General features: G+C 43.9%; 22 protein-coding genes. 13 read left to right on the forward strand and 9 right to left on the reverse strand.

All coding sequences use genetic code 11. From position 1 onward, the window contains the following. Positions 1–62 precede the first annotated feature (62 nt). From VLX68_00940 to VLX68_01000, 13 genes are all read left to right on the forward strand, one after another. Complete coding sequence (locus tag VLX68_00940) at positions 63–911, forward strand: glycosyltransferase (protein HUI90788.1); 849 nt, start codon at positions 63–65, stop codon at positions 909–911. A gap of 358 nt (positions 912–1,269) precedes the next feature. After that, positions 1,270–1,902 (forward strand): acyltransferase, encoded by a 633-nt coding sequence (locus VLX68_00945; protein ID HUI90789.1) that lies wholly within the window; start codon positions 1,270–1,272, stop codon positions 1,900–1,902. A 75-nt stretch (positions 1,903–1,977) separates the two neighbouring features. After that, the gene (locus VLX68_00950; GenBank protein ID HUI90790.1) at positions 1,978–3,207 is read left to right on the forward strand and encodes a hypothetical protein; all 1,230 of its coding nucleotides are present in this window, start codon (positions 1,978–1,980) and stop codon (positions 3,205–3,207) included. Continuing rightward, on the forward strand, positions 3,204–4,292 hold the full coding sequence (locus tag VLX68_00955) for a glycosyltransferase family 1 protein (protein ID HUI90791.1): 1,089 nt from the start codon (positions 3,204–3,206) through the stop codon (positions 4,290–4,292). The genes VLX68_00950 and VLX68_00955 overlap by 4 nt, the downstream gene beginning before the upstream one ends. 299 nt (positions 4,293–4,591) lie before the next feature. Then, positions 4,592–5,641, forward strand: a complete 1,050-nt coding sequence (locus VLX68_00960; GenBank protein HUI90792.1) for a hypothetical protein — start codon at positions 4,592–4,594, stop codon at positions 5,639–5,641. 10 nt (positions 5,642–5,651) lie between these two features. Beyond that, entirely contained in the window at positions 5,652–7,385 is a 1,734-nt protein-coding gene (locus VLX68_00965; GenBank protein HUI90793.1) for a hypothetical protein, read from the forward strand. 635 nt (positions 7,386–8,020) lie between these two features. Then, positions 8,021–9,403, forward strand: a complete 1,383-nt coding sequence (locus VLX68_00970; protein ID HUI90794.1) for a hypothetical protein — start codon at positions 8,021–8,023, stop codon at positions 9,401–9,403. Then, positions 9,384–10,955, forward strand: coding sequence for a hypothetical protein (locus tag VLX68_00975; protein ID HUI90795.1), 1,572 nt, complete (start codon positions 9,384–9,386; stop codon positions 10,953–10,955). The genes VLX68_00970 and VLX68_00975 overlap by 20 nt, the downstream gene beginning before the upstream one ends. 309 nt (positions 10,956–11,264) lie before the next feature. After that, on the forward strand, positions 11,265–12,455 hold the full coding sequence (locus tag VLX68_00980) for a glycosyltransferase family 1 protein (GenBank protein HUI90796.1): 1,191 nt from the start codon (positions 11,265–11,267) through the stop codon (positions 12,453–12,455). Next, on the forward strand, positions 12,452–13,243 hold the full coding sequence (locus tag VLX68_00985; GenBank protein ID HUI90797.1) for a WecB/TagA/CpsF family glycosyltransferase: 792 nt from the start codon (positions 12,452–12,454) through the stop codon (positions 13,241–13,243). The genes VLX68_00980 and VLX68_00985 overlap by 4 nt, the downstream gene beginning before the upstream one ends. After that, complete coding sequence (locus VLX68_00990; GenBank protein HUI90798.1) at positions 13,237–13,587, forward strand: hypothetical protein; 351 nt, start codon at positions 13,237–13,239, stop codon at positions 13,585–13,587. The genes VLX68_00985 and VLX68_00990 overlap by 7 nt, the downstream gene beginning before the upstream one ends. 18 nt (positions 13,588–13,605) lie before the next feature. Then, positions 13,606–14,238: a cellulase family glycosylhydrolase gene (locus VLX68_00995; GenBank protein HUI90799.1), complete on the forward strand. Its 633-nt coding sequence runs from the start codon at positions 13,606–13,608 to the stop codon at positions 14,236–14,238. A gap of 137 nt (positions 14,239–14,375) precedes the next feature. Beyond that, positions 14,376–15,329 (forward strand): GDP-L-fucose synthase, encoded by a 954-nt coding sequence (locus tag VLX68_01000; GenBank protein HUI90800.1) that lies wholly within the window; start codon positions 14,376–14,378, stop codon positions 15,327–15,329. 104 nt (positions 15,330–15,433) lie between these two features. On the opposite strand, the gene VLX68_01005 is transcribed toward VLX68_01000, so the two are convergent. The 9 genes from VLX68_01005 to VLX68_01045 form a co-directional block, all read right to left on the reverse strand. Next, positions 15,434–16,072: a tRNA-uridine aminocarboxypropyltransferase gene (locus tag VLX68_01005; protein HUI90801.1), complete on the reverse strand. Its 639-nt coding sequence runs from the start codon at positions 16,070–16,072 to the stop codon at positions 15,434–15,436. Positions 16,073–16,099: 27 nt separating this feature from the next. Beyond that, a complete protein-coding gene (locus VLX68_01010; GenBank protein HUI90802.1) occupies positions 16,100–16,444 on the reverse strand; it encodes a DUF2304 domain-containing protein in 345 nt (114 codons plus the stop codon). Then, positions 16,429–17,151, reverse strand: a complete 723-nt coding sequence (locus VLX68_01015) for a glycosyltransferase family 2 protein (protein HUI90803.1) — start codon at positions 17,149–17,151, stop codon at positions 16,429–16,431. Before VLX68_01015 ends, VLX68_01010 begins: the two co-directional genes overlap by 16 nt. A 136-nt stretch (positions 17,152–17,287) precedes the next feature. Further along, complete coding sequence (locus VLX68_01020; GenBank protein ID HUI90804.1) at positions 17,288–19,711, reverse strand: glycoside hydrolase family 3 N-terminal domain-containing protein; 2,424 nt, start codon at positions 19,709–19,711, stop codon at positions 17,288–17,290. Between the two features lie 424 nt (positions 19,712–20,135). Further along, positions 20,136–21,494 (reverse strand): radical SAM protein, encoded by a 1,359-nt coding sequence (locus tag VLX68_01025; protein HUI90805.1) that lies wholly within the window; start codon positions 21,492–21,494, stop codon positions 20,136–20,138. Between the two features lie 7 nt (positions 21,495–21,501). Continuing rightward, the gene (locus VLX68_01030; GenBank protein HUI90806.1) at positions 21,502–22,488 is read right to left on the reverse strand and encodes a lysylphosphatidylglycerol synthase transmembrane domain-containing protein; all 987 of its coding nucleotides are present in this window, start codon (positions 22,486–22,488) and stop codon (positions 21,502–21,504) included. A 4-nt stretch (positions 22,489–22,492) separates the two neighbouring features. Next, positions 22,493–23,113, reverse strand: a complete 621-nt coding sequence (locus VLX68_01035) for a class I SAM-dependent methyltransferase (protein HUI90807.1) — start codon at positions 23,111–23,113, stop codon at positions 22,493–22,495. A gap of 67 nt (positions 23,114–23,180) precedes the next feature. After that, the gene (locus VLX68_01040; protein HUI90808.1) at positions 23,181–24,377 is read right to left on the reverse strand and encodes a DUF362 domain-containing protein; all 1,197 of its coding nucleotides are present in this window, start codon (positions 24,375–24,377) and stop codon (positions 23,181–23,183) included. Beyond that, positions 24,377–25,747 (reverse strand): radical SAM protein, encoded by a 1,371-nt coding sequence (locus tag VLX68_01045; protein ID HUI90809.1) that lies wholly within the window; start codon positions 25,745–25,747, stop codon positions 24,377–24,379. Before VLX68_01045 ends, VLX68_01040 begins: the two co-directional genes overlap by 1 nt. Positions 25,748–25,750: the final 3 nt, after the last annotated feature.

Below are 25,750 nucleotides of genomic sequence, written 5' to 3' on the forward strand. Positions count from 1 at the left end.
TTTCAAAGGCAGATCTAATAAAGCAGATGTAGAAATAGGAATTTATTAACTAGGCGAACTTTATGGAATATCAAGAAAATATTATAGGTAGCAAAAATGCATTGGTTTCTATTCTAATAGCCAGTTATAATCACGAAAAATATATTGGGGATTGTTTAAATAGTATATTGAAAGACAGATACACAAACAAAGAAATAATAATTATTGATGACGGTTCTACCGACAATTCAGTAAGAGAAATTAATAATTGGATTAGAAATAATGAAACAAGAATAAAAGTTGACTTTACCCATCGCCCTAACAAAGGCGTCACCAAAACATTAAATGAGTTGGTTACTCGTTCTTCAGGTATATTTATCTGCTTCGTGGGCAGTGATGATATGCTTACAGAAGATAGCATTCAAGTTAGGCTTGATGTATTATCTGCCAATCCTAATAAAATGGCTGTTATTGGAGATGCAAAGGTAATAAACCCGGAGGGTGACATAATTCTGAATAGTGCTATAGAGTTTTGGAAAGGACATAAGGAAGACTTCATGTCTGATGAAAAGCTCAGATACATGGTTGTTTCAAAATGGTCAGTGCCAGGGCCTGTTTTAATGGTAAATAGAAGGATTTACGATATTATAGGGTTATATCCTGAAGATCTAACAGTAGAAGATCTGGACTTTTTTCTTAGAGCTATCGGCAGAGATTTAGTAATGTTCTTAGATCATATTGTTGCATATTATCGAATTCTTGAAACAAGCCTTTGTCGAAATAATATTTACAGTCGTGATAAAATCAAGTCAATAATCAAGAGTTACTGGAGAAATATTCACTTGTTCAAATTGAGATATAAGATAAGAATATTAAGAAATATTTTACTCGGTCTTAGAGATTTGTTGTCTATTTGTAAAAATGTGCAATGATAGTATTTACAGTGATGGTGGCCGCCTGACATTTTGCTTCTGTCAAGTCTGTAATCAAGCCATATTTTCTTAGTCTGTTTATAAATCTTGCAGCTTGTTGACAGTAACGCATAATAATATTTCGTGTTTTTAGAAACGATTCCTTAATTACTTTATAATTCGTAATGACTTTTCCTTCTTCGGAGGCCTCCCGAGATTCACCAGTTGTGTTGCCTGGTTCAATATTACATTCTTCTTATGGGCAGGCGCCTTGATTTTATCGTTCTTGAAAAGCACAACAATATAAAACAATGTCAGCAGACATCCCCTCTTTATGTCGAATTAACCAGACACTAATAATGTCAAATAACAAGCAATCATGAAAGATTGTCGTTTGCTATTACTCAATGTTATCGCTTATATATTATCAATTTTCACAAATAGCAAATTATCAAAAGCTACCCAATATATAATTGATAAGACATATTCCATTTATCTATCCAGACAATTCTTCAAAATCGGCAAAAATTCATTTTGGGAATTTCCTGCTTTCATCCATGGTCCTGATAAAATTTCAATCGGTAAAAACTTTTATGCATTTCCACGTCTGCGAATTGAGGCATTTGAAAAACATTTAGGAGCGAAATTCTCCCCTTCCATTATCATCGGAAACAACGTCTCCATAAATTATGACTGTCACATAGCTTGCATAAATAGGATTGAAATCGGGAACCACGTTGTTATTGCAAGCCGGGTATTTATTACCGACCATTATCACGGTGAAGCTTCAAAACAGGCTCTTGAAACACCGCCGGATCAACGCACATTGGTTTCTAAGGGACCGGTGATAATCGAAGACAATGTATTGATTGGTGAAGGTGTTGCTATTATGCCCAATGTGCGTATCGGTAAAAATGCTATCATAGGTGCGAATTCAGTGATTACTCATGATATTAAAGCCAACACTGTTGTTGCCGGTGTTCCTGTAAAAGTAATCAAAGATTTTTCTTGATAACGAATATCTGTGCAAAAATTTGTTTCTAAGATGATTGCTGTCATTACTAATTAATAGCTCAAAGGAAAATGAATGAACGCCATTTTTACCATAGCAGCAAAGAATTACCTTGCACAGGCAAAGACGCTTGCCGATTCTGCCGCAAAATATTGTCCAGAATTCAATTTCTTTATTGTACTTGCGGATGAGGCTGAAAATAGCATTGCACTTTCATCCGAAAAACATTCGATAATTGAAGCGAAGGATTTTGAAATTCCCAAAATCATGCAAATGGCATTTAAGTACGATGTTGTTGAATTCTGTACCTCGGTAAAGCCATTCATTTTCGACCACCTTTTTAAACAGTACAAATACGACCACATATTCTATTTAGATCCGGATACGATTATTTGTTCCTCGCTTGCTGATGCCCTAGAGGCCCTCAAGAACAATTTCCTGCTTCTGACACCCCATTTTATGAATCCCTATGTTTCTTTTGAAGGATCAACGTCAGAAGAGGAATTGCTCTTTGTAGGCATTTTCAATCTTGGGTTTGCTGCCATTCGGCGTTGCCTGGAATCTCAACAATTTCTTACATGGTGGAAGGAAAAACTAAAAGATCAATGTTTTGCAGACAAGCAGGATGCTCTCCATGTTGACCAGCGATGGATGGATTTCGTTCCAGTGCTCTATGAAAAGGGGGCAAAAATATTCCGGCACCCGGGATACAATGTCGCAACATGGAATTTGCACGAAAGAAATGTGGCTATTGTTAATGATAGGTACACTGTTGATTACAAATTCCCGTTGGTTGTGTATCATTTCTCCGGATTCGACCCAAATGATCCAAACAGCATGTGCAAAAAGCAATCGAAATATAATTTAGTCAATTATCCGCAATTTAAACCTCTCTTTGATGAATACAGGAGAAATCTTATAAGGAACGGATACCATGAGCTTTCAAAACTTCCTTATGCTTATAATAAATTCAACAATGGTATTTCCATTGTCCGATTTCAAAGAAGGCTTTTTAGAGCACTCTTAAAAGACGGGTATAATGTTCAAGACCCATTTTCTACTTCACCGGGCAGTTATTATGATATGCTTGAAAAAAACAAATTGATAATTCACGAAAAGGGCAAGAATCTTGACCAAACACGAAAGATCATTCCCAATTACAAGCAAAAAATGAATCGAATGTTCAAGACCATGCTTCTTTTAAAGAAGATAATTGGTATTCGACGATACTATTATCTGATGCGATTTTTCCTTTTTTACACTCGATTTGAAGAGCAGTTGTTCTTGATCGAAAAAAGAACATGATTCGTGTTGGAATTGATGGGCGAGCCCTCCAGGGCAATCGTACCGGTATCGGCCGATATGTTTATGAATTATGCCGCAGGCTAGATAAAGAATTCACGGAGACAATATTCTTTATCTACACAAACAGACATTTAGACCTTCCATGTGTTAACAACCGATGGATTCTTCGTTGTGATACTTCTCTTTGGGGCCGTATCCTAAGACCGGTATTATGGACTAAGCTGAGAGCCGGCTTTTTATGCAAAAAGGATAACTTGAATTTTTTCTGGGGACCTACAACTTTTCTTCCAAAATTATCTGACAATGTTAAAACTGTTGTAACGGTCCATGATATTAATTATCGAATAGTTCCTCAAACCATGAAATTTACCCACCTATGGGCCCACCGTCTGTTTTTCAAAGCCGATTTGTTGAGGGCAAATGCCCGTATTGCTAATTCTCCAGGAACCGCTCAAAAAATCATAGAATATTTCTCGACTTCCGTTACCGCTATAATACGACCTTCTGTTGACAAACGGTTTGTTCCAAAGACTCAAACGGAAATTAAGGAGGTCTTAGTCGCTTTGAGAATCCATAAACCGTATTTACTGGCGCTTGGCACAATTGAGCCCCGGAAGAATCTTCCCGTTGTGTTAGAATCATTTCTGCGATTGAAGAGACGAGGGGACTTGGAGGGATATGTGCTTGTTATGGTTGGGGCTCACGGTTGGAAGGATAAGAAAATAATTGCGATGGCGGAAAGAGAGCCTTCCATCATACGTCTAGGCTTTGTTTGCGATGAATATTTGCCATATTTGTACGGGGGAACAGAAATATTTGTTTATCCCTCGCTCTATGAGGGCTACGGAATGCCGGTGCTCGAAGCACTAAAATGCGGTACTAAAGTGGTAACAACGAATATTCCCGAAATACGCGAGATCGGCGGCGACAATCGAGTCGTATATGTTGAGCCAAACATTGAGAGCGTGATGACTGGAATTATGAAAATGAAGAACTGCAAATTGGGCGAAACCCCGGAACTCCCCAGCCAGACATGGACGGATGGTGGAGAAACCATGGCGAAAGTCTTCGCATCATTGTCATGAGAACACGTCTTTCCACAATCTCACTGTATTTCCTGCTTTTCGCAATGGTTTTTAGCAGTCTCGCCTATTTACTAAAAGTTGTCTTACCTGGGCAACTGGGAGTCATTGCCCCATGGATAAAGGACTTTTTCCTGTTCCTTTTTTTGGCAACTATCTTATGTTTGGTTGCAATCAGAATGAAATTATCGATAAACTTTAGGAGTATCGATGGGCTCATTTGTTTGTATTTATTTCTCTGTTTATTCAAATACATAACCTCTCCGATGCCCCGTTTTTTTTCATTTCAGTCGTTTTGGGCTATGACCATCGGTCCCGCTCTCTTTATCTTCTTCAAACAAATTCCACCTCTGGATCAAAAGATCATTGATAAGATATTGAAACTATATTTCATTTGGACCATATTAATGATAGTAATAGCAATAGTTATTTACCTTTCCGGTCAAGAAGTATTCTTTCAAAAGATTGGACTTACCGATTATGTTACGCAATTAGGAGGCGAGCAACATTCCTTAACAATGTTTTCCATGCGAAATGGGGAATGGGTTCCTCGCATGACGGGTTTAATTCTTTCCCCGCTCGAAATGGCGTTCCTTTTGATGCTTTCCATAGCGCTGGCAATTATTTGCATCAAGACAAGAACACGGACAGTATTGTACTCAATAATTATTTTCGTAAGTTTCCTATTGGTTAGTAATCGCAGTATTATTGTTGGAACCGTTGTGGGTTTCACGGGTTTATGGTTCATGAAGCTAAAGAAAAGGTACAGCATATTAATCAGTATGCTTGTGATTCTAATGATTCCACGATTAATAATTTATGAAATTAATCATTACACAACGGCATTCTTATCTGGAAAAACCAGTGATTCTGCGATTATTCATATGAATGATCTATTAATTCGTGGCCCTGCATTAGTATTGGATAATTGGAAAGGTGCCGGTGTCGGCACTACAAGCGGCAAATTTGGGTTATTAGCAAGGGCCAAAGACGAGTCTATTTCTGAGGCATTTGTCGGTAATATTGAATCATTCTATTACTCGCTTTCTGTTCAACTTGGTATTCTGGGATTGTTCTTATATTTATTGATATTTTTACGTCTTATTTTTCTGTTTAATTCAGCTCGATTGCGTTATCCCCACATAAGTTCATATTGTAATGGGGCTATTTTTGGGATTATTTCCCTTCTTACCGGCGCGGTTTTTCTTCCCGTTCTTGATTCCCGTTTACTGAATATCATTTTGTGGTCGATAATTGGATTGTCAAACATGGTTATTCTGCACATTGAGGGCAGATTTAAACAAACAACGATTCAGAAGAGCTATCATAACCTGTTGCTTGTTGAACACTAAGTTTCGAACCATGAAGAATATTTTTTGGACTGTTGCCCAATTGACGTGTAGAAAACATGCTCTTTGTGCCTACATGGGCAAAAGTATTGGTGCAGGATTGTTGCTATTTTCCTCCCCGCTGCTTTTGAAACTCTTTTTTTGTTTGGCCCAAACAACGAATGAAAATATCCAAGGTAAGCTGGATACAAATTTGCCCGCACAATTTATCACAAAATTATATACCGAAGCGTTGGGAACGGGTCCCGATCAATCGGAATGGCGAAAGTACATGGAATATTTTAGCAAGAACGGACACACACAGAGATCGCTTTTGGCTGTAGCTAAGAAAGTCTTTACGTGCAAAGAATACTGCGATCTTGGGTATGATAATGAACAAAAGGTTCTAACGATTTTTCGGGCTTTGTTATGTCGCGACCCGGAACGTGTCGAATTAGAATACTATTGTGGGCGGATTGCCTCTTCTGGTATTGAGACCGCTATCAGCGATTGCATCTTTGGCAAGGAATTTACAAGCGTCATTTACACAAAAATCTTTAGTCAAAAGCCTTATTACTGGACTAGTGCATCTGCTCCGGCTCACTTAGCTGTTGATACAAATTCTTACGGGCCCAAGATATTTAATCCTAAACGGTGGAGTAGTTTAAACGCTTGGCTAAAGACTGCCCACCCGGGGGATACGTTCTGTATACGCCAGAAAGAGCTTGTTTCTGTTGATACGACTGTCGTTATCCCGGAAGATATTACTCTCCAAACCGTCGGGGCACATATAACAAGAAGTTGTCAATATGCCTGCTTTTCTAGGATCGTACGCAGCAGAAATTTTACAGCTGATGCAGAGCTTATCCGATTATCCCATGGCGCAAGGATTAGAAACGTTTGGATTGATGGGCAACGCGCTTTTTTGAAGAATTCGGATGTGACAGTCGGCGGTGGAAGGCAAAATTTGCGTGTTTATGGCGGAAATAGTGCTGTTATCAATTGTAGATTCAATGGCTGTGCGGGTGGAAGTAATATTGAGATCATGCATGTTCCTGGCAAGGTGAATGTCGAAAACAATTTAATCACATGCTATGAAACACACCATCAAAACAGCGTCTATCTTCCTGAAAAATATCCGTGGTGCGACGGCATTAGCATTCATGGAAACGAAGGCGTGATTAAGAACAACACTATTATCGACGCGACTGATGTGGGCATAGTTATGTTTTGTTACTATCCTGAGCCCGGGAAGCAAATGTCAAGAATTTCTCATAATACCGTTATTTGCAGTGGCAATTCAGCTTACGCGGCAATTGCAATTGACCCGTGGTATTGCCACTGGTGCAAACAAAAAAGCCCTCCAGTATTTCTTTACCAGAACTTCGATTCGGCAATTGTCGACAGCAATGTCATTTGGACGAGTTCATATGCGCACTTTGACATAGGAATATCTGTTGGTGCAAGAGCTTGGTGGGGTGATGAAGCAAATTATGTCGAAGGCGTGAAGGTGATGGACAACACAACCGGAATTCGGTTTGCAGTATGTAATATTGGGATATGTATTTCTAATGCTCAAGACGTTCAGGTAATAGGTAACGCGATGAAATTTGACTTGAAAGATGTACATAATAGCCTTGGTATCAAGGCATGTGCTGTTGGTGTCGATATAAGAAACGTAAGTCCCAAGAGCGTAAATCTGCAAACCTATACGCCCGTATCAGTTGAAAGGGGGATGAGTCATTTGCCGCTTTTGTCCCAAGATTGACTGGAAAGTGGTTGGATAACAGAAACTCGTGGCTTAGGTTGTATCCCAGGGGACCTCAGAGATTATATTAGGTCTGCTTGGAAACGAGGCGCTGACAGGGATACATGCAATGTTGACTTCGGTTTGCTCCCGTAAATCTATTTTCTCCCAGAGAGTCTCACCTGCTGTCTTGTCCCCGAAATTCAGCGCAATAAAAAGATCTAGCTGCATAGGTTCAAGATTTGTAACATCTTTCGATCCAGATTTGTCAAACAACACTATGGTCTGTCCGCCGCAAAAATGTTCCGATCTCTTCTTGCGGACAAGTGTGTAAACAATAGGAATGTTTGTCTTGCTAAAGATTGAACTGTAATATAGGTGTTAATTATCAACAGATTACCAGTGGACTCAACTCACTTTTGTGGCCTTTAAGAAGGAAATAGTTCTCCAATGAAACAAACACTGTTGTTCATCTCAATGCTCTTTCTATTCACGTTACCCCAATCAAGTTATGGTTATATTGATTTGGGAAGTGGATCCTACTTCATTCAGATCTTCATTGCCATGGCTATTGCGGCCCTTTATTCCATTAGAAGCCAATTCCATAGATTGTTGCAATTTCTATACAAAAAATTCCAGAAAAAAAACGGCTCGAAATGATAAAGGCAGCCAACAAGACGGATGGCTCCTTCCGAGATCCCTCAGGTTTTGTTTTTGTAAACAAAGGTGCATTATATAGGCAAATAAATGGTTGTTATAAGGAACATTATGACTATCTTATTCAATCGGGGCTGTATAGACATCTGAGCGAAAATGGGCTGCTTGTTCGACATGATGAAGTCAACGAGACCTTTTCAACAGCCAAAAACGCATATAAAGTTCTCAAACCCAAAGAGATTGCCTTCATTTCATATCCCTATGAATGGTGTTTCAGTCAGCTTAAGGCTGCGGCGATTACCACCTTGGAAATCCAGAGGATTGCCCTCGAGTATGGAATGACTCTCAAGGACAGTAGTGCTTACAATATTCAGTTTGCCGATAGTAAACCGATCTTCATCGACACGCTCTCATTTGAAATCTATGTGCCAGGTGAACCGTGGGTTGCATACCGGCAATTCTGCGAACAATTCTTTTGCCCACTTGCACTCATGTCTTTTACAGATCTTCGGTTGAATCAATTAGCAAGGGTTTTTATCAATGGAATACCGTTAGATCTTGCCAGCAAACTTCTGCCGAAAAAGACATATTTGACATTTTCGCTATTGTCGCATATTCATCTTCATGCCAAGAGCCAAAGGTATTTCTCTAATCGAAAAGTTTATCCACATCATTTTACAATGTCCAAGCAGTCTCAGACGGCGCTGCTATCACATTTAACTTCATCGGTGAGGGGAATGAAATCGTCAGGTTCTCAGTTTTCGGTTTGGCATTCATACTATAAAGACAACAACTATTCTGAAAAAGCATTTGAGCACAAGAAGAGTATCTTTAACTCGTTCCTTGATCGAATCTCCCCCAAGACGCTTTTTGATTTCGGGGCAAATACGGGCATTTTCAGCAAGATTTCGAGCGATAGGGGTATTATCACATATTCATTTGATAATGATGCCCAGTGCATCGAAAAACTATACAACGAGTGCGCATCAGAAAACAAAAGAAACATACTACCTCTCGTAATGGATCTTTCCAATCCAAGTGCCGGCATCGGGTGGGCCAACAGAGAACGGTTGAGTTTAGGTGATCGGGGGCCAGTGGATGCTATTTCTGCCTTGGCCTTAATTCATCATTTAGTTATTTCAAACAACATCCCCCTGGAAAAAATCGCCGACTTTTTTAGTTCCTTGTGCGCATATTTGATTATTGAATTTGTCCCAAAATCGGATTCACAAGTTCAACGGCTATTATCGAATCGAAAAGATGTCTTTGAAGATTATAATGAACAATGCTTTGAAAAATCTTTTTCCATATACTTTAACCAAATCGACAAAATTCATATTGTAGAATCAGAGAGAAAGATGTATGTCTTCGCAAAACGATAAAATGATTCATAGCGCTTATATTCACTTGATTCTTTTGCCTCTCGTTCCGATTTTCTTTTATGAGATGCATTATGATCGATTTTCAGGACACTATTCCATTCCGATCATTGGCGTAATAATTACGGTTGTAGCCACATCGTTTGCACTTTGGTGTTTGCTATCCTTCCTTCAGAAAAATAAAACAATTGTCGCAATAATCACGTCGATCCTCTTGATTTGGTTCTTTTCTTATCAATACCTCTATAATGCGATTCATCCTTTTTTGGTGTTTCATAATGTGATACTAGGCAGAGATAGATTTCTTCTTCCGCTTTATTTCTGCCTGCTGCTTGTCGCTTTCATGATTCTTGGGATTCTTTTAAAGAAAGATTCCAACCGCACAATAAAGATAAGCAGCTGGCTCAGTGCGTTGGCGTTGGCGATTTTCCTGGTATTCACCCTTAGTGAAGTAAAAGTTCATATTAGCGCCCACTCCAATACCCATTTTGATATTCTTCCCACATCTGGAAATGTATCGGTGCCGACGGCATCCTCAGACAACATCGTAAAACCGGATGTTTATTACATTATCTGTGACGCCTATCCGTCTAGCAGTGGCCTTATTCGATTCTGCAATTTCGATAATCATGATTTCCTGACTGAATTGGAAAAAAGGGGGTTTTATCTTCCGGAAAGTAGTACCTCAAATTATCCTTTCACACAACTATCATTCGCATCATTCCTGAACATGGAATACTTGGAGAACCCCACCCAAAGAACAATGGGGCCTCAGAAATATTATTCTGTTCTCAACGATCTTATTGCAAATAACAGAATCATGCATGTTTTCGAAGAGAACCACTATCACTCTATTAAGATTGGTTCGTGGTGGAAATCCGATCATCCCGGCTTTTCTACCTATTGTGTTCAGTATCTCTCTCTTCTTATGGATATTTTGAATAAAAGCGTTCTGAAACCCTATATTGAAAGTTCTGGCGTTAATAATCAGCAACGTGTGCTATTCTTTACGACTCTGGACAAATTGGAGAAAGCAATAAAGGAAAAACAGTATCCAAAGTTTGTTTTTGCACACATCTATTGCCCTCATCCTCCATTTTGTTTCCAAGCAAATGGTGAAAAACCGCCCTTGAATATGCTGCTCTCCAAGGATCAGCCGCATCAAGGTTTCTTGTTAAGAGAGCAAGTAAAGTACTTGAACAAGGTGCTTCTTGCTACCATCGATACAATTTTATCAAATTCAAGGGTAGAACCGATAATCATCTTGCAGGGGGATCACGGGGCTGCCTTTGTATTCAGTACCATAATGGACACAAAGACTATGCCAGACAGCACATTCTTGAAGTACCAATTTAGGATTCTAAATGCGTATAAGGCCCCCGAACAGATTAAGAGGCAGTTATATAATAAAATAACGCCAGTCAATTCTTTTCGCATAATCGTAAGTACATTGTTTGGATGCAAATTAGACAGACTTCCGGACAAAAATTATTATGCTTCGCATATTAATCCGTGTAAGCATTGGGAAGTAAATAGTATTGTGCAGAATCAATAATTCGCGGCTGCCTGGGCAGTTTGCAGACACAGTACATAGAATAAATTTGGAAGAAAATACATTTTTGTTTTCGGAGCAGGGCAAACAGAGATGTCTCAAAAGGCTTCTTTCCTGATAGAAAGTTTCTTGCCATAAACAGCACTGAAAGATCCTTGAGATACTCTGGTTCTTTGGCAAACAGGCTTTAGCCATCTAAAATATTCTTTCATAATTCCTAGATCCCCGCCTACGGCCCTAGTGATTTACTAGTTACTCTGACGATCTTGCGGATATTTTGTATTCATCCGTTCCTAACCCTAATAATGCGCGATGAAAAGCAATAAAGCGCGCAGCTGTTTAAGAATGAATATCTTTATTGATTTAACTGGATTGAGACGTTCAATAACTGGTATTGAGAACTACACACTACATTTCGCAAAAACATTGTTGAACATGGATAACAAGAATGAATATCATTTTCTTTTCAGAAGGAATATTCATCCAGATTTCCAAGACCCTGTCAATCTTTCTTCCCGGTTCACGTTTTCGATTTCCAAGTTTAAATCACAGTTTCTTACAGAACAGCTTTTTATTCCCTGGTTCCTTGCAAACCATAATTTCGACTTTGCCTTTTTTCCTTGCTTTCCACCAGGATTATTTGTTATACACAAAAAACTTGTTTTCTTGTGTCACGATGCCGTAATGTGGAAATACCCTAAAACCCTCTCACTCAAGAATAAGTTGTACTTCAGACCTCTAGCGGAAAATGCTCTTTGGAAGGCAAGTTTGGTGTGCACAAATTCAGAATCCTCAAGGGAAGACATAGGTCATTATTTCCCTAATGTCCACGAAAGGACAATTAATATAGGAGCTGCAATTAGCGATAAGTACTCTGAATTTGATAGTGCGATGATTCCGAAGGTCCTCAGAAAGTTTGGCATTAGCAGAAAATACCTTCTTTGTGTTAGTTCGCTGGAACCCAGAAAGAATATTCCCTTTATCGTTACTACAACCGCAGAGATTCTCAGAAAACATGATCTGTTGCTGGTTTTGGTAGGAAGAGCTGCTTGGGGCAGAACTGCCATTGATAAGGCTATTCAAAGGGTCAACATTTCAGAACGAGTAGTAAGAACCGGATATGTAAGTCTAAACGACTTAAAATGTCTCTATAGTGCTGCGGAAGTTTTCCTGTTTCCATCCTTATATGAGGGTTTCGGTTTTCCGATTCTTGAAGCATTCGCGTGCGGCTGCCCTGTGATTACGTCCAATGTTTCTTCAATGCCGCACGTTGCAGGGGATGCTGCATTGTTAATCGACCCCACGAGTGAAGAGGACATGAAGAGAGCGATTCATGCCATCCTGAGACAGGAGCATGTAAGAAGTGCCCTGATTTCAAAAGGGAGTCAGCAGTTAAGCAAATTCAGTTGGACTCTGAGCTGTGAGAGGTTTGTGCACACATTGGAAAAGCTAAATAACCAACTTGGAGAACACTTGCGGGCTAGTGCAGCGAAGGAAAAATGAGCAACATCATCGATGGAGTCCTGGGCGTTTCCTATTTTGCTGGCTCATTTTCTGATGCGATGCAAACCATCCTTTCCCTTGCATCTGAAACGGGTGAATCCAAGTATTCGGTATTTACACCGAACGTGCACCATGTGTATCTCATTCAAAAGAATGAGAAATTGAGACAAGCATATCAATCTGGTTCGATCTGCCTTCTTGATGGCATGCCCTTGGTTTGGGCACTCAGGATTTTCGCTAGAAAAAACGTCCAAAAGATTTCCGGGTCCGATATGTTTGTTTGCCTTTTTAAAGAAGCAATCAAAAGGGGCATGAAAGTATGCCTTCTTGGCGGTACACCGGGAGTGGCCGAGAAAGCAGCAAGTATTCTTCTTAAGGCAAAAGAGGATAAGGGGCTTATTTTGACTTATTCTCCGCCATTTGGTTTTGAAAAATCTGTTCTGGAAGACCAAAAGGTAATAAACGAAATTAACCGTTTTTCCCCAAACATTCTATTCGTTGCTTTCGGTGCCCCAAAGCAAGAGATATGGATCTATGAGCACCTAAGCAAATTAAGTGTAAAAATGGCGATGGGAGTTGGTGGCTCCTTTGACTTTGTTGCCGGAGTACAAAAACGGGCTCCGATTTTCATGCAAAATATTGGATTAGAGTGGTTGTTCCGATTAATATGTGATCCCAGACGTTTGTGGAAACGGTATCTTATCACTAATACATTCTTTATCCGGCTTCTAATAACAGAAGCAATCAAGAGAATGATTTTCAGGAAAGCGACGAACATCCAATGCTAGCAATATCCCGAAATACGTTGTTTGCCCTTCTTCTTTGTGCAGATTTTCTCTGGGCATTGGATAATTCTTCGCAACAACATAGAAGTTACTTGCCGTGGCTCAGAGTAGACAACAACTACATAGTTGATTCTACCGGTAAACCAATCCGTCTTATCGGTCATGGGATTTCACCAATAAATCCTGGTGAATGGGGGAACAAAACAATTCAACAGATTGTAACTGAATATAAAGCCAAGGGGTTTAATTCAATGCGTGTTTCATTCTATCGCAATAATAATTATAACCAGACTCGCGATCAAATCAAAGAGCTTGGACCAGAGTCTTTTATTGATAAATGGATATAGCCCCAGGTTTCAGAGATAATAAGAAATGGAATGTATGCCATAATTGATTGGCACGGATATGAAAATCAACATGCCTTTCTATATTCTGAATTAATACCCTTGTGGACCTCAATAGCGCAAAGATACAAGAATGAACCTGGAGTCGCTATTTACGAATTGTGGAACGAACCGAAGTGCGTCGGCAAAGCGGGTGCCGATTCGCTCAGAACATGGTATAAAAATGCCGTAGATGCTATCCGGAAGATAGACACTCAACACATTATTATGGTTTCCGACTGGAATGCCGGATGGGGGTGGGCAATTGAATCAATGTGGGCACCACACGGCACGCTGATCGACATCGATCCTTTGAGCAAGAAACAAATCGTTTATAGCAAACACATGTCGGCTATAAATGAAAGAAAAGGCGATGGCGTAGATGCGGACAATTTCTCTCGCAAGTACAATGTTCCCGTCTTTTGGGGCGAAGTTGAAACGGATCCGAATGTTAACGTGATCCCAATATCCGACCAGCATATTCTATTCAAACAAATGATTGACAGACTTCTAAAGAACAACCTTTGCCAGGGCGTCGAGTTTTGGCGGATTTATGATGATGCATTTGAAGATGATTGGAAACCTCTATTGGATGCCAATTGTCAACAAAGGTAATCACAGCTGCCATCTTATACAATGAAATCTCAGTACAAAGAAACCTTAGTTGATTTGGGCAGCACATCCATGCATATCGCTCAATTATGGAAAAGCCAACAAAGTCTAAAACGCAGAACCTCTCTGGAAAATTAATTATGCACCCCTCCTCAAAAATCTTCATCGCCGGCCACCGCGGTCTTGTTGGATCAGCAATAACCCGCAAGCTGCGGGAAAAAGGCTTTACCAACCTTCTTGAAAAGACGCACTCGGAGCTCGATTTGACGAACCAACATGCAGTGGAAATTTTTTTCGCGGATGAGAAGCCCGAATATGTCTTTCTCGCCGCTGCAAAGGTGGGCGGTATTCATGCCAACAGCACCTATCCTGCCGAGTTCATTTTCAGCAACATGCAGGTGCAGATGAATATCATCAACGCGGCGTGGAAGTTCAAGACCAAGAAACTGATGTTTCTGGGATCGTCATGCATTTATCCCAAGTATTGCCCGCAGCCCATGAAGGAGGAGCACCTGCTCTCCGGCTATCTGGAGCCGACCAATGAGCCTTACGCGCTTGCAAAGATCGCCGGCATCATCATGTGCAGGAGCTATAACAAACAGTACGGGACCGATTTTATTTCCGTGATGCCCACCAACCTCTACGGTCCCAACGACAATTATCACCCGCTCAATTCGCATGTGCTGCCCGCTCTCATTCGAAGGTTTCACGAGGCGAAAGTGAACAATGCGCCAAACGTGATGATCTGGGGAACCGGCAATCCGACGCGGGAATTTCTGTATTCGGACGACCTTGCCGACGCCTGTATTTTCCTCATGGAGAAATACACGGGAAATGAGATCATCAACATCGGGTCGGGTCAGGAAGTCACCATCCGCGACCTGGCGAATGTCGTCAGGAGCGTCGTGGGGTTCAAAGGCACAGTGGATTTTGATCCGACCAAGCCGGACGGCACGCCGCGGAAGCTGCTTGACTGTTCAAAACTCCACGGTCTTGGTTGGCGGCATAAGACCCAATTAAATGAGGGTGTAAGGCTGGCGTATGAAGACTTCTTGAAGATGCTTGCGGATGCGGGCAGGAAAGACAGGTTTTGACTTCCAAAATGACCGCCAAATCCGCCTCAATTTGACCGACGAATTTTATACTTACCTACCATAATATCCTCGTCTTCGGCCACCGCAGCCCTGCTAGCTCTGCTTTAATTCAGTCGCCCCGAATTCAGCTTAATAATCTTCTCCTCATACTGCTTTCTCAACGACTCTCCCACGCCGACATCCTCCCCCAAACAATCCAACGCGAGCGCCACGGCTTCAACCGTCGCAAGCCCTTCCTTTTTCACTTGGCCACGCATTGATTTGTGAACTGGGTTCAGCGTTATCCTGGTCAATTTGAGCAGCCATGGATTGCGCCACCACATCGTCTTGGCCTGCTTCCATGAACCATCCAGCACAACAATTCCTTCAAATCTCGTTTTAATGGGGAGAAGCCGTTTTTTCTGAGTATCGTAGAGTTCGATTTTCCGTGAAGGGTCTATTATTCCTTTTAAGAATAATATGCCCCATTTCTGCGGATCTGCTTCTTCTCCAAGAGCGTGGGACAAATTGCGCCAGGAAAGACCGACGCGAAGAACACTGTTGGCAAGCGCTAAATGGGCAAGCATCGCCGAGTTAAGCAGTTTGTATTGTTCCCGCGGGTGCTGGAGAATGAGTACCTTTACGGATGCGTTTAATGAAGTGACCTTTCCGCATATGCATTGCCCTTGCGGGCGCAGGCATTTTTTACATGCGGAATTTTTATCAATCTTTTCAGATGAACTGACCGGAAGAGTCGTTTTCATGATACAGGAAGATACTTCATCGTCCGATCAGGCTGCATTTTTCTTGGCCTTGAAAATGGAGATTTCCTGGGCAAGTTTTTTTACGTCCTCCCTGAGCGACGAAAGCCTTATCGTAAGATAGAGAAGCATGCAGGTGAAAATGAAGATGACGCAGAGGAGTATCACGGTGATATAATGCAGATGGATGAGCGACGAGATTTTTACAAGCAAATTCGGAAACAAGCCGAAAAAAAGAAAGAGAAAAGCAAGTGGCAGCCACAACAGGCTGTATTTCTCTTTGATAGAGTTGTTGCCGATGAAATACAGAATAAAGGCGGTGATAAGGATGCTGGTGGCGCCGAAGATGATCCGTGCCGTTATGGTGATTTCCATGACTGCCCCTTGTACGGGTTATCCTTGAAAAAAGAAATAAAAAACGCCAAAGAAACCGCAATCATATACACCAATGAATAAAACCAGCTGATTGAAGACCTGCCTTGCTTTCTCGGGTTCATTCGCACCTCTTCGCATTCGATTCTATACCCGGCCCGGATCAACAGCATCGTGCTTTCGATTTCAGGATAATCGAGCGGATAATATCTGGCAAATTTTTCTGCGATTGATTTACCGAAGCAGATAAACCCGGAAGTAGGGTCAAGAACATTGGTGCGGGTGAAAAAGCGGAATAGTAATCTGAAATACCACCCCCCGATTTTTCGCGCCATATCGCTCGACGTTTTAAAGTCCGCGCCGCATCGTGTGCCCACCACGAGGACATTGTCTTTGACTTTAGACAATAATTTATCAATAAAAAATCCGTTATGTTGGCCGTCACCGTCCATTCTCACCAATGTATCATATCCTTGCTTCAGGGCATAAAGTACCCCCAGTTGTACCGCGCCGCCGATGCCTAGGGATATTGAAGAGGATAGTACTGTCACCCTTTCGAACATTTCAGCAGTTTGCACGGTATTATCAGCAGAATGGTCGTCAACGACAATAATATCGCATTGCGGGGCATTGGATCGTACATCTTCAATGACGCGGCCGATGTTTTGCGCCTCGTTTTTTGCCGGGATAATTACTGCAATTTTCGACATAATTATGACCGCCCAATAAATTGCAATATTTAGTATATCATGGCGCAGTATCAATGAAAAGTTGAAATTAAGGATACACAAAATAAAAACACCCGGGGTTAAAACCCCGGGGTGTTTTTTGTTTTCCGATTGAATTCTAATAAGTCAAGCCGAAACCATAGGGAAAGAGCGGGGTGCCTCCGGTGCCGGTAACGTCTCCGTAGGGCTGGCCATCCGGTGCATTGCCATTAATGGGGTTCTGCGCAAGCGAAACGGGCCAGGTATGAGAGAGCTTGCCCGTGGGCTTCTCACCATTGACGGAAAAGAGGATGTCGGCCATGCCTTCGCCTTCCGGTCCGGGCAGCCACGCGGCGACCCACGCGGGAACTTTTGCAATGTCGTCGGTGATGATGATCGGACGTCCCGAATACAGCACCACAACAACCGGTTTTCCCGAAGCCACGCACGTAGTGATCAGGTCCTTGTGCGCCTGGGTGAGGGTGGAAGGTTGAGTGGGGATGTCGCCGCCACCCTCGGCATAGGGTACCTCACCAACGCAGACGACAACAACATTAGTATTTGCGGGAATGGTTGAGCCGTCAGCCGAATAAGTGGCATTCGGACACACCGCCTGGATTGCTCCCCGGAGCGTCAGCCCGGTAGGAGGGGTCCTCTTCGGGTTGTCATCCCAGCCGCTTGGCCAATCCATGCACCAGCCGCCGCACTGCATATACATGTCGTCGGCGAATTCTCCGACAACACAGACGTTCGCGGTAGTACTAAGAGGAAGCGGTTTTGTTCCGTTAAACGCATCGTTCTTAAGCAACACCATTGATCTCCGCACGCATTCGCGGGCGACTGCCGTATGCGCAGCACACTTGATAAGAGGGAGATATGCACGGTTTGCAAGCGAATTCTGCATCAGGTTGAGGCGCAGCTTGATGCGAAGGATGCGTTTGCAGGCGTCGTCCAGGCGCCCTGCGGCCGCGCCCTGAACGGCAGTGTAAACGCCCTGCGGGCCTGCGTTGTCTGGTTCCATGATGTTGTCGACGCCGTCGTTGAAGCTGCCGACCAGGTTGGAATTTGATGCATCCCAGTCGCCAACGACAAACCCGTCGAATTTCCAGGCGGTCTTCAACGTGTCGGTCAGCAATGCCGGACAAAAATGCGATGGAGTACCTAGCCACGAGCACATACCGGCCATCACAACAGCAAGACCATTGTCAACACAGACTTTGAAGGACGGGAGATGGATCCTGGCCATGACGGCGGGTGTACCTGTTGCACAATTGCCGGCGTTTACGCCGCCAACTGCACCTCCACCACCCGCCATATGCTTTGTGGTTGCCGCAACGGCGGATGGCGCTGAAAGGTCGGTCCCCTGAAAACCGCGCACAGCGCCTCTTACCATAGGAACCGTGCCGTCCGGAGATTCGTCCCATCCCTCGTAATACCGCCCCCACACGATGTTTCGCGGAACATCCACCACCGGTGCGAATGCCCAATTGATGCCCATGCCCCTTAATTCGATGGCGGTGATTCTTTCTTCAAGTTCGGCCAGAAGGGGATTGCGTGTGCATCCCATGCCTATGTTGTGGGGAAACATGGTACCACTCGGCGGCGAGATAAATCCATGTACTGCGTCAATGGCGACTAATTTTGGAGTTCCTTGGGCAGCGATGGTGCCTGATTGCCAGCTATCACAGAGATTGGCATTATCTGAGCAGGCAGGACCGCCATTGCCGACGCCGTAAAAAATCGTCCCCCAATTGTTATTTGTAGCGTATTGAACGCCTTGGCAAACCTGGTAGGCTTTCCATGAAACCGACTTGCCGGTCATTATGGTGGTGATCTCCGCTTCTACATCACGGGTGGTGATGGCGATATCTCCAACATCGCCGGTAAAGGCGTCAATGGGTTTGAATGCAGCGTTAAAGTTAGTCTTTCCGGCACGGACGGTATCAACGGAGGCCATTTTTTTGGGCAAGCCGGCATTTTGGAAAAGCCTATCAGCGGTGGTCAAGCCACCCTTGCCCGATTTGGATGTGTAAAGGAGTTTTGTGGATTGAACTTCGGATCCGTTTGCCACCTGTACCACATAAGCTTGGCAGGCAAGAGGACTGCTCACGAGTGAAAAGGGGCTGCACTGCCATGTACCGTTTTGCAGGATGTTGTTGAAAACCGTCTGAACCCTGCGGCCGTCAAGCGAAAATAAATTGATGGCGACCTTTTTTGTTCCGGAAACATGGAATTGAATCAGGCTTCCCTGGGCAGTCAAATTCAGGCTTTTTCCTAAAAGGTTTTCATTGACATTTCTGTCCTTGGATACTCCGGTACCTGGGCAATAATACATTTGCAGGTTTTTTACATCCCATTCGGTGGGGCCGGGAAGACTGAATCGGCCATCGGAACAAGTGTATGCATAAATGAGCCTGTTGTTGATGCTGGTATACATCACCGTCGCATCGGCAACCGGCGCGCCGCTTCCATCCACGACGCGACCGGTTATGGCGGCACCTGCCGGCATCGTGCTCATCAATAACGTAAAAGAGAATAATGATAGCAAAAAATATTTTTTCATCCTTTTCCTCCTGTTTTTTCTTTACCCGTCAATAAATGCTAAAAACTATTTGTTGAGAAAAATATTTTTCCCGGCCTCCTTTCCCAGTAATGAATTGCTGGTAAAAAATCCTATTTAAATTTTACTTTTTGCGTTTAGTAGATAATGCTGTTTTATTATAATAGATGGATCATCGTTACAGACTGGGTAGCTTCTATAATAATATATCAAAAAAATTGCCCTTTAACACATTCTTTTACAACAAATTTGAAAAAAATGAATGGAACATATTCTAAGGATTTATCAATAATAAAAATCCTGGAAACAAATAATTTCGATAACGAATTGATATTGGGATGGATGGAAAGCGATTTCAATTCGCCATTTTATCATCAATAACTCAATGTTGGCTTATTTTCTTGCCGGGAAGGTTTTATGGAAAAAATTATCTTGAAGATAAATAATTTTTCAAATGGTGCAATATTGTTTGCGGCTTATGCAGCAGCATAAACCGGTGCCACATTCTAAGCCCCTTCCGGTAGCTTGATTCAATTTCATGTTTTGAAAACTCCGGATAAGAAAGCGGTGTTGTTCCGGCGCCGTTGAATTCCTCATAAGAATTGTTTACTAACCATCCGTTTTTCTGCGCTATTTTGTAAAATACAGTGCCGGGATAAGGCGTTGCCGTGCTGAATTGGACTGTATCTGGGTTCAAGGACAGCACAAACTTGACTGTTTCCATGACGGTCTTTTTCGTGTCGCCGGGAAGGCCGATCATGATTGTCGCATGACGCTTGATCCGGTGGCGCCGCAGTGTCGCAAACGTTTCTTTAATTTGCTTAAGTGTTATTCCCTTTGGAATCGTGTCAAGAATACTCTGTATGCCACTTTCGACACCGAGTTTTATCGCCCGGCAACCCGCTTTTGCCATCCATGTGGCGCATTCCTCGCTCACGGGAACATTACCCATGCAGCTCCAGGATATGCCCCGAACGCGTTCGCATATTTCCCTGCAAAGCGCAATAAGGTGCGCCGGCTGCACGGTGAGCGTGTCGTCATCAAATAATATCTCGCTTGGATGATATCGTTTGACAAGATATAACATTTCATCAACGACCTGTGCCACGTTTCTTGTTCTATATTTTGTTTTTCCGATGTAGGGGGCGAGCGAACAGAACGAACATGCATGGGTGCAGCCCTTTGATGAAAGCAGGGTGATATTGAATCCACGCGAAAACGGGTCATGATATTGTTTGAGGGGCAGTTCATCACGTAGCGGGTAGGGCAGCAAATCAAGGTTGTCGAGAATGGGGGCATAAACAGGAGCGGGATTTGCTACGGTTCCAACGTAGGGAGGAAGGGCCGATTTACCTTCAAGCGATTCGACAAAATCGGCAATAAGATATTCATATTCACCACAAAACACGTAATCGAACCCTGCATCAAGGTGTTGCCGGGGCAGGGCGGTTGCATGAAAACCTGCCGCACAGAGCGGGGTCCCCTTAAGCTGTTTTACCGTATCCATATCGGCGGAGAAGCTCGGCGCGCTTGTTTCCATGATAATAAGGCCAGGAGAGAATGATGAAATGAATTGAAGCAGCGCTGTGATGTCCCATTGCAAAACGGGGCAATCTTTGATTGCAACCGTATGGCCTGCCTGCTTTAGTCTCGCACCGGCATAGGCGAGAGCGAACGGAAATGGAAAATAAAGGCCGCGTTTTGTCAGCAGCTTCCGCCTGTGGGGCCACCGTGAACCGGCGCGGACGAATTCATTGCCGGGAGGATTAAGAAGAAGGATATTCATAATATCATCACTGGATTTTCATTTTCGATGGCTTGACAATAAAATGCATGATACCAACCATGACGAGGTAGCATCCGAACAGCGTTAACAGAGTAAGGGAACGTGATGAAACCGCGAACGCAGCAAAAGCCTCCTTGGTAACGCCGTAATGGTGAAGAAGGTAGAGAAGAGTCACTTCCGTAATGCCGAGACCCAACGGCACGAATGAAAGAACCATGATAACTCCCGAAAGGGTTATCATCTCGAAAAGGAGAAATATGGAAATGTGCGCTGATGATTCCTCAAGAAGAATCCTCGTGAGCACGACAAGAAAAATGTACGAAATTATCGACAGGGCCATTATCACGAAATATCGTTTTCCAAGTTTTTTTACCTCATAGCTGACTTTTTCCGCAAACGATAAAAGTGTGCAGAATGCTTTCCGAAGAGAAAAAAAAGTGCCATGACACTCATGCTCCAGGCCGTCCAAGATCCTCTGAAGGACGGCGCGCCAGAAAGCGTTGTTTCCAAGAAGGAAAAAAGCGCCTGAAATTCCTGTAAATACCGAACAGGAAAAAAGTATTCCAGTCAAAGATAAATTTTGTAGAACAAGAAGTCCGATCACACCAAACAGTAATTGCATGTAAAACTCAACCATCTTGTCGACGATAATTGCAAGGCCGATTTCCTTCACTCGATATTCTTTTAGAAGAAACGGCGCAAAATCGCCGAGCCGGGCAGGAGTAAGGCTGCCTCCGGTTTTTGACAGAAAATAAACATACGCCACCTCTTTGAGCGGTATCGAAGCGCCGATGATGAGTTTATACCGAAAAATGCCAACGCCGAATGAAAAAATCATGAGGAGAACGCATTCAATCAGCGGAAGCGCTTTCATGGAACCGAGAACCGTCCAGACAATTTTCCAATTGACTATTCTGACAAAAAGAACGGTAAAGATAACAAGCAGGACAAATCCGACAATGGTTTTTATTGAAATTTTCTTTATGCCGGGCATGCGGTTATTTCCTGCCAATATAAAGAAGCTGCGCGCCGGAAGCATGTTGGAGCAGCGGTTGCAGAAATCGTGGGAACAGAAAGCTGACGGTGAACAGATCGTGGTTGTATGACCGCGCGACAAGGGTTGAAAAGCCGAAGCAGGCAAACAGAAATTCAAGGGAACGTTTTGTGAAGGGCCGTTTATGGGTGATGTCGTTGAAAAAGGCGAACTTGTACTTTTCGATGTCCGGCACGGTGACAAAGACAATGCCGTTTTTTTTCAAAATGCGGTATATTTCTGAAGCGATTTCCTCCGGATTGGAAAGATGCTCGAGCGTTGAGCAGATAAGGACGATATCACAGCTTGCATCAGGCAATGCAACGGGGCCCTTTTCCACGTCGGCGCAGATGAATTCGATGCTGTTTTCTTTGCATTTCTCCTTGAAGAAATCGTCAAAGTCGATGGCGATCCGCCGATTCACCTCGGGGCCGTTGTAACTGAGCATCCATCCGTCATAGGCGCCGATGTCTGCAACCGACAGCCCTTTGGCATTGGGGAAAAAGGTGTTAACGATATACCACAAATTAAACGCATGAAAATTCTTCTGCCCGATTTTCTCAGCCTTTTTTTGCAGGCGGCTCATGAAAAAACCGGCGACAGGGTTTGGTTTTGGCAGGTGAAATTTCCTGTAATTTTCTGCATAGCACATTTTAATCATAGACACCCTTTTGTTTGGAATGGAATGGTTTTGCAACAGCCAACAGGACCTTCGCAACCCGGAACAGCACCGATTTTCGAAGGACAATCGCTCGTGACGGGCACAGTTCATGGCAGCAATAGCACCTGATGCAGGCATCCCGGTCGAGCATCGTCGCCTTTTTCTTCTTTGTAAAACCAATGACGCGCACCGGGCATGAATTCACGCAGGTGCCGCAGCCGGTGCATTTTTTTGGAATGACTTCAGGAAAAAGAACGAGGGAATTTTTCATCAAACGTTTAAGAACGGGATTGGTGAAGCTGTTCGGATTTTCACTGCGGGCCGGTTTGCGGAACCGGAAGGGAGAAAAAGCGCCAATGGTCAGTATCTCGATATCGGCAAGCGAAGCGGGCCCGAACCCCCGCTTTTTTGCGCAGGCCAGCACCGGAACATCGTTATCGTCGATTCCCATGCATGTGCAGGCGACCCTGTCAACGGCAACAGGATGTTCACCCACCAGGATAATACCGCAGGAGAGGGGCGACCCGGAATTGGGGCCGTCGCCTTCCATCGCCACGATCGCATCAACAATGGAAAGCGCGGGCGGAACAAAGTCTATGATGTCAAGAATCGCGTTGAAAAAATGGGCGGGATCGGGCATCCGCAGGTGGAAATTCGCCTTGTGTACTCCCGGAACTATTCCGAACATGTTTTTACACGCGCCGGTGATGTGGCCATAACAATGCGTTTTCAGCTTTGGAACATTGATAATTGCATCAACGGAAAAAATGTCCTTTAAAAAGAGACATGTTTTTATCAGGGTGCCGTTGGGCAAGTGTTTTTCGACGGCGTCGTCGTTGTATTTGATTTCGCAGCTGTGCGTGCGCGCAGCGGTTTCGGCGCCGGTAACGGAAAACACGGCGCGTTTTATCGACGGATTGATCCGCGAGCCGCCGGGGCTCTCAATGATAACGGGGCGGCCCCCCATTTTTTTTGCGAGGACTATTGCCGATTCGATCACGGCCGGATGCGTTGTCGCCGCCTGTTCGGGGGGACAAGGAAGAAACAAATTTGGTTTGAGCGCGACCGATTTGTTAGTGAGTGCGAGTTTTTTCGTAAGTTCCATGGTTTCAACGGCCGAATACAGAACGTCGGCTAGGGGGTCGTTATAAGTGAGGCCGGAAATGACTGCAACGGCGTGCTTTGCCATCAGCGTTTTCCGTGTGATGGTGAAACCAAGTTTTTCACCTTAAAAAATACCAGGCGGACGAACCGATGTACATAGTTTACCACTTCCCGCGGCTGCTTGATCCCCTGCCATGCCAAAAGAAGAAGCGAATAATTGCGAAATACATATTTAATCTGCAACCGCTCGAATATTTCCCGCTGACGTTCCGGAGCGATGGCGGTGTTGCAGGGCTGTATGAAAGGATTTCCCGTTGTAAATTGACCCCAGTCAACGCGTCCGTCAGGGCCGGCCGCACCTTTGCACTGTTGCCACAGTTTCGTACTAGGATACGGCGTCAAGAAATGGATGGAGACGAAGTCAATCTTGTTTTCATCAATGAATTTTTCCGTTAACGCAATGTCCTCCTCGGTTTCGGACGGGGTGCCGACAATGAAACAGCCGCGGACCCTAATGCCGCCGTCGTTGCAGAGGCGGATGGTTCTGCGGCAAACGTCCACGCGGGTCCCCTTTTCAAGAACGTCGAGGATTCTCTGGCTGCCGGACTCAAACCCCAGGGCGACCTGGTCGCATCCTGCTTTTTTAAGCAGGGTAATTATGTTTTCGTCAAGCGTACCGGCCTGTGCCTGGCATTCCCATTTGAGCGTATCAAGGCCCTTTTCAACCAGCAGGGAGCAGATATCCCGCACCCGGTTTTTATTGCCCGTGAAACATTCGTCGGTGATGGCAAGGCCCTTGATTCCATATTTCTTTACAAGATACTCTACTTCGGCGACAACGCGCGATGCGCTCTGGTACCGCACCGGAATTTTCCGCAAGGAATTATGGCAGAACACGCAGGAAAAGGGGCACCCGCGGCTGGTGAGAAGGGAGGCGGTTTTTCTCCGGCTGCCGGAAATCTGGTCTTTCTGACGCAGATAAAACGCCATGTCGATGAGATGGCGCGACGGGGGAGGCAGTTCATCAAGGTTTTCGAGCATGGCGCCGTGAATGATTTTTTTTTCTCCGTGTTTGACGGAATTGTTTGTAACAATGTCAAGCAGCGCCTTTTCGCCTTCGCCGGTCACCACTGCGTCACAGTGGCCGAGGGATTCTTCCGGCCGGGCCGAAGGGTGCACGCCGCCCATGATAACGGTGGCATCAAGTTCTCTTTTTACAAAGTCGGCAATCTGGTACGCCCGTGGAACGAACATGGTCATTGCGGTGATGCCGACGAATTTCGGGCGGTGCGCAAGCAGCTCGGTTTCGGCATGCGCCCCGCTTATTTCATCAATGATGCAGACCTCATACCCGTGCTTTTCGAGATAGGCCGCAAGAAAGGCAAGGCCGAGCGGCTCCTTTTTAAGGGGCGTATTCCCCGGTGCGGGGCCAGGATTGACAAGCGCAATATCCACGGA

It is taken from the genome of Chitinivibrionales bacterium (assembly GCA_035516255.1).
Classification (GTDB): domain Bacteria; phylum Fibrobacterota; class Chitinivibrionia; order Chitinivibrionales; family FEN-1185; genus FEN-1185.

Excerpts from the sequence above, each read along its gene's own strand:
- VLX68_00955 (HUI90791.1), top strand. The coding sequence starts at position 3,204 with ATGATTCGTGTTGGAATTGATGGGCGAGCCCTCCAGGGCAATCGTACC.
- VLX68_01030 (HUI90806.1), bottom strand. The coding sequence starts at position 22,488 with ATGCCCGGCATAAAGAAAATTTCAATAAAAACCATTGTCGGATTTGTC.
- VLX68_00960 (HUI90792.1), top strand. The coding sequence starts at position 4,592 with ATGACCATCGGTCCCGCTCTCTTTATCTTCTTCAAACAAATTCCACCT.
- VLX68_01025 (HUI90805.1), bottom strand. The coding sequence starts at position 21,494 with ATGAATATCCTTCTTCTTAATCCTCCCGGCAATGAATTCGTCCGCGCC.
- VLX68_00990 (HUI90798.1), top strand. The coding sequence starts at position 13,237 with ATGCTAGCAATATCCCGAAATACGTTGTTTGCCCTTCTTCTTTGTGCA.
- VLX68_01035 (HUI90807.1), bottom strand. The coding sequence starts at position 23,113 with ATGAGCCGCCTGCAAAAAAAGGCTGAGAAAATCGGGCAGAAGAATTTT.
- VLX68_01005 (HUI90801.1), bottom strand. The coding sequence starts at position 16,072 with ATGAAAACGACTCTTCCGGTCAGTTCATCTGAAAAGATTGATAAAAAT.
- VLX68_00945 (HUI90789.1), top strand. The coding sequence starts at position 1,270 with ATGAAAGATTGTCGTTTGCTATTACTCAATGTTATCGCTTATATATTA.
- VLX68_00985 (HUI90797.1), top strand. The coding sequence starts at position 12,452 with ATGAGCAACATCATCGATGGAGTCCTGGGCGTTTCCTATTTTGCTGGC.
- VLX68_01020 (HUI90804.1), bottom strand. The coding sequence starts at position 19,711 with ATGAAAAAATATTTTTTGCTATCATTATTCTCTTTTACGTTATTGATG.
- VLX68_00950 (HUI90790.1), top strand. The coding sequence starts at position 1,978 with ATGAACGCCATTTTTACCATAGCAGCAAAGAATTACCTTGCACAGGCA.
- VLX68_01010 (HUI90802.1), bottom strand. The coding sequence starts at position 16,444 with ATGGAAATCACCATAACGGCACGGATCATCTTCGGCGCCACCAGCATC.
- VLX68_01000 (HUI90800.1), top strand. The coding sequence starts at position 14,376 with ATGCACCCCTCCTCAAAAATCTTCATCGCCGGCCACCGCGGTCTTGTT.
- VLX68_00975 (HUI90795.1), top strand. The coding sequence starts at position 9,384 with ATGTCTTCGCAAAACGATAAAATGATTCATAGCGCTTATATTCACTTG.
- VLX68_01015 (HUI90803.1), bottom strand. The coding sequence starts at position 17,151 with ATGTCGAAAATTGCAGTAATTATCCCGGCAAAAAACGAGGCGCAAAAC.
- VLX68_00965 (HUI90793.1), top strand. The coding sequence starts at position 5,652 with ATGAAGAATATTTTTTGGACTGTTGCCCAATTGACGTGTAGAAAACAT.
- VLX68_00940 (HUI90788.1), top strand. The coding sequence starts at position 63 with ATGGAATATCAAGAAAATATTATAGGTAGCAAAAATGCATTGGTTTCT.
- VLX68_01040 (HUI90808.1), bottom strand. The coding sequence starts at position 24,377 with ATGGCAAAGCACGCCGTTGCAGTCATTTCCGGCCTCACTTATAACGAC.
- VLX68_00970 (HUI90794.1), top strand. The coding sequence starts at position 8,021 with ATGATAAAGGCAGCCAACAAGACGGATGGCTCCTTCCGAGATCCCTCA.
- VLX68_00980 (HUI90796.1), top strand. The coding sequence starts at position 11,265 with ATGAAAAGCAATAAAGCGCGCAGCTGTTTAAGAATGAATATCTTTATT.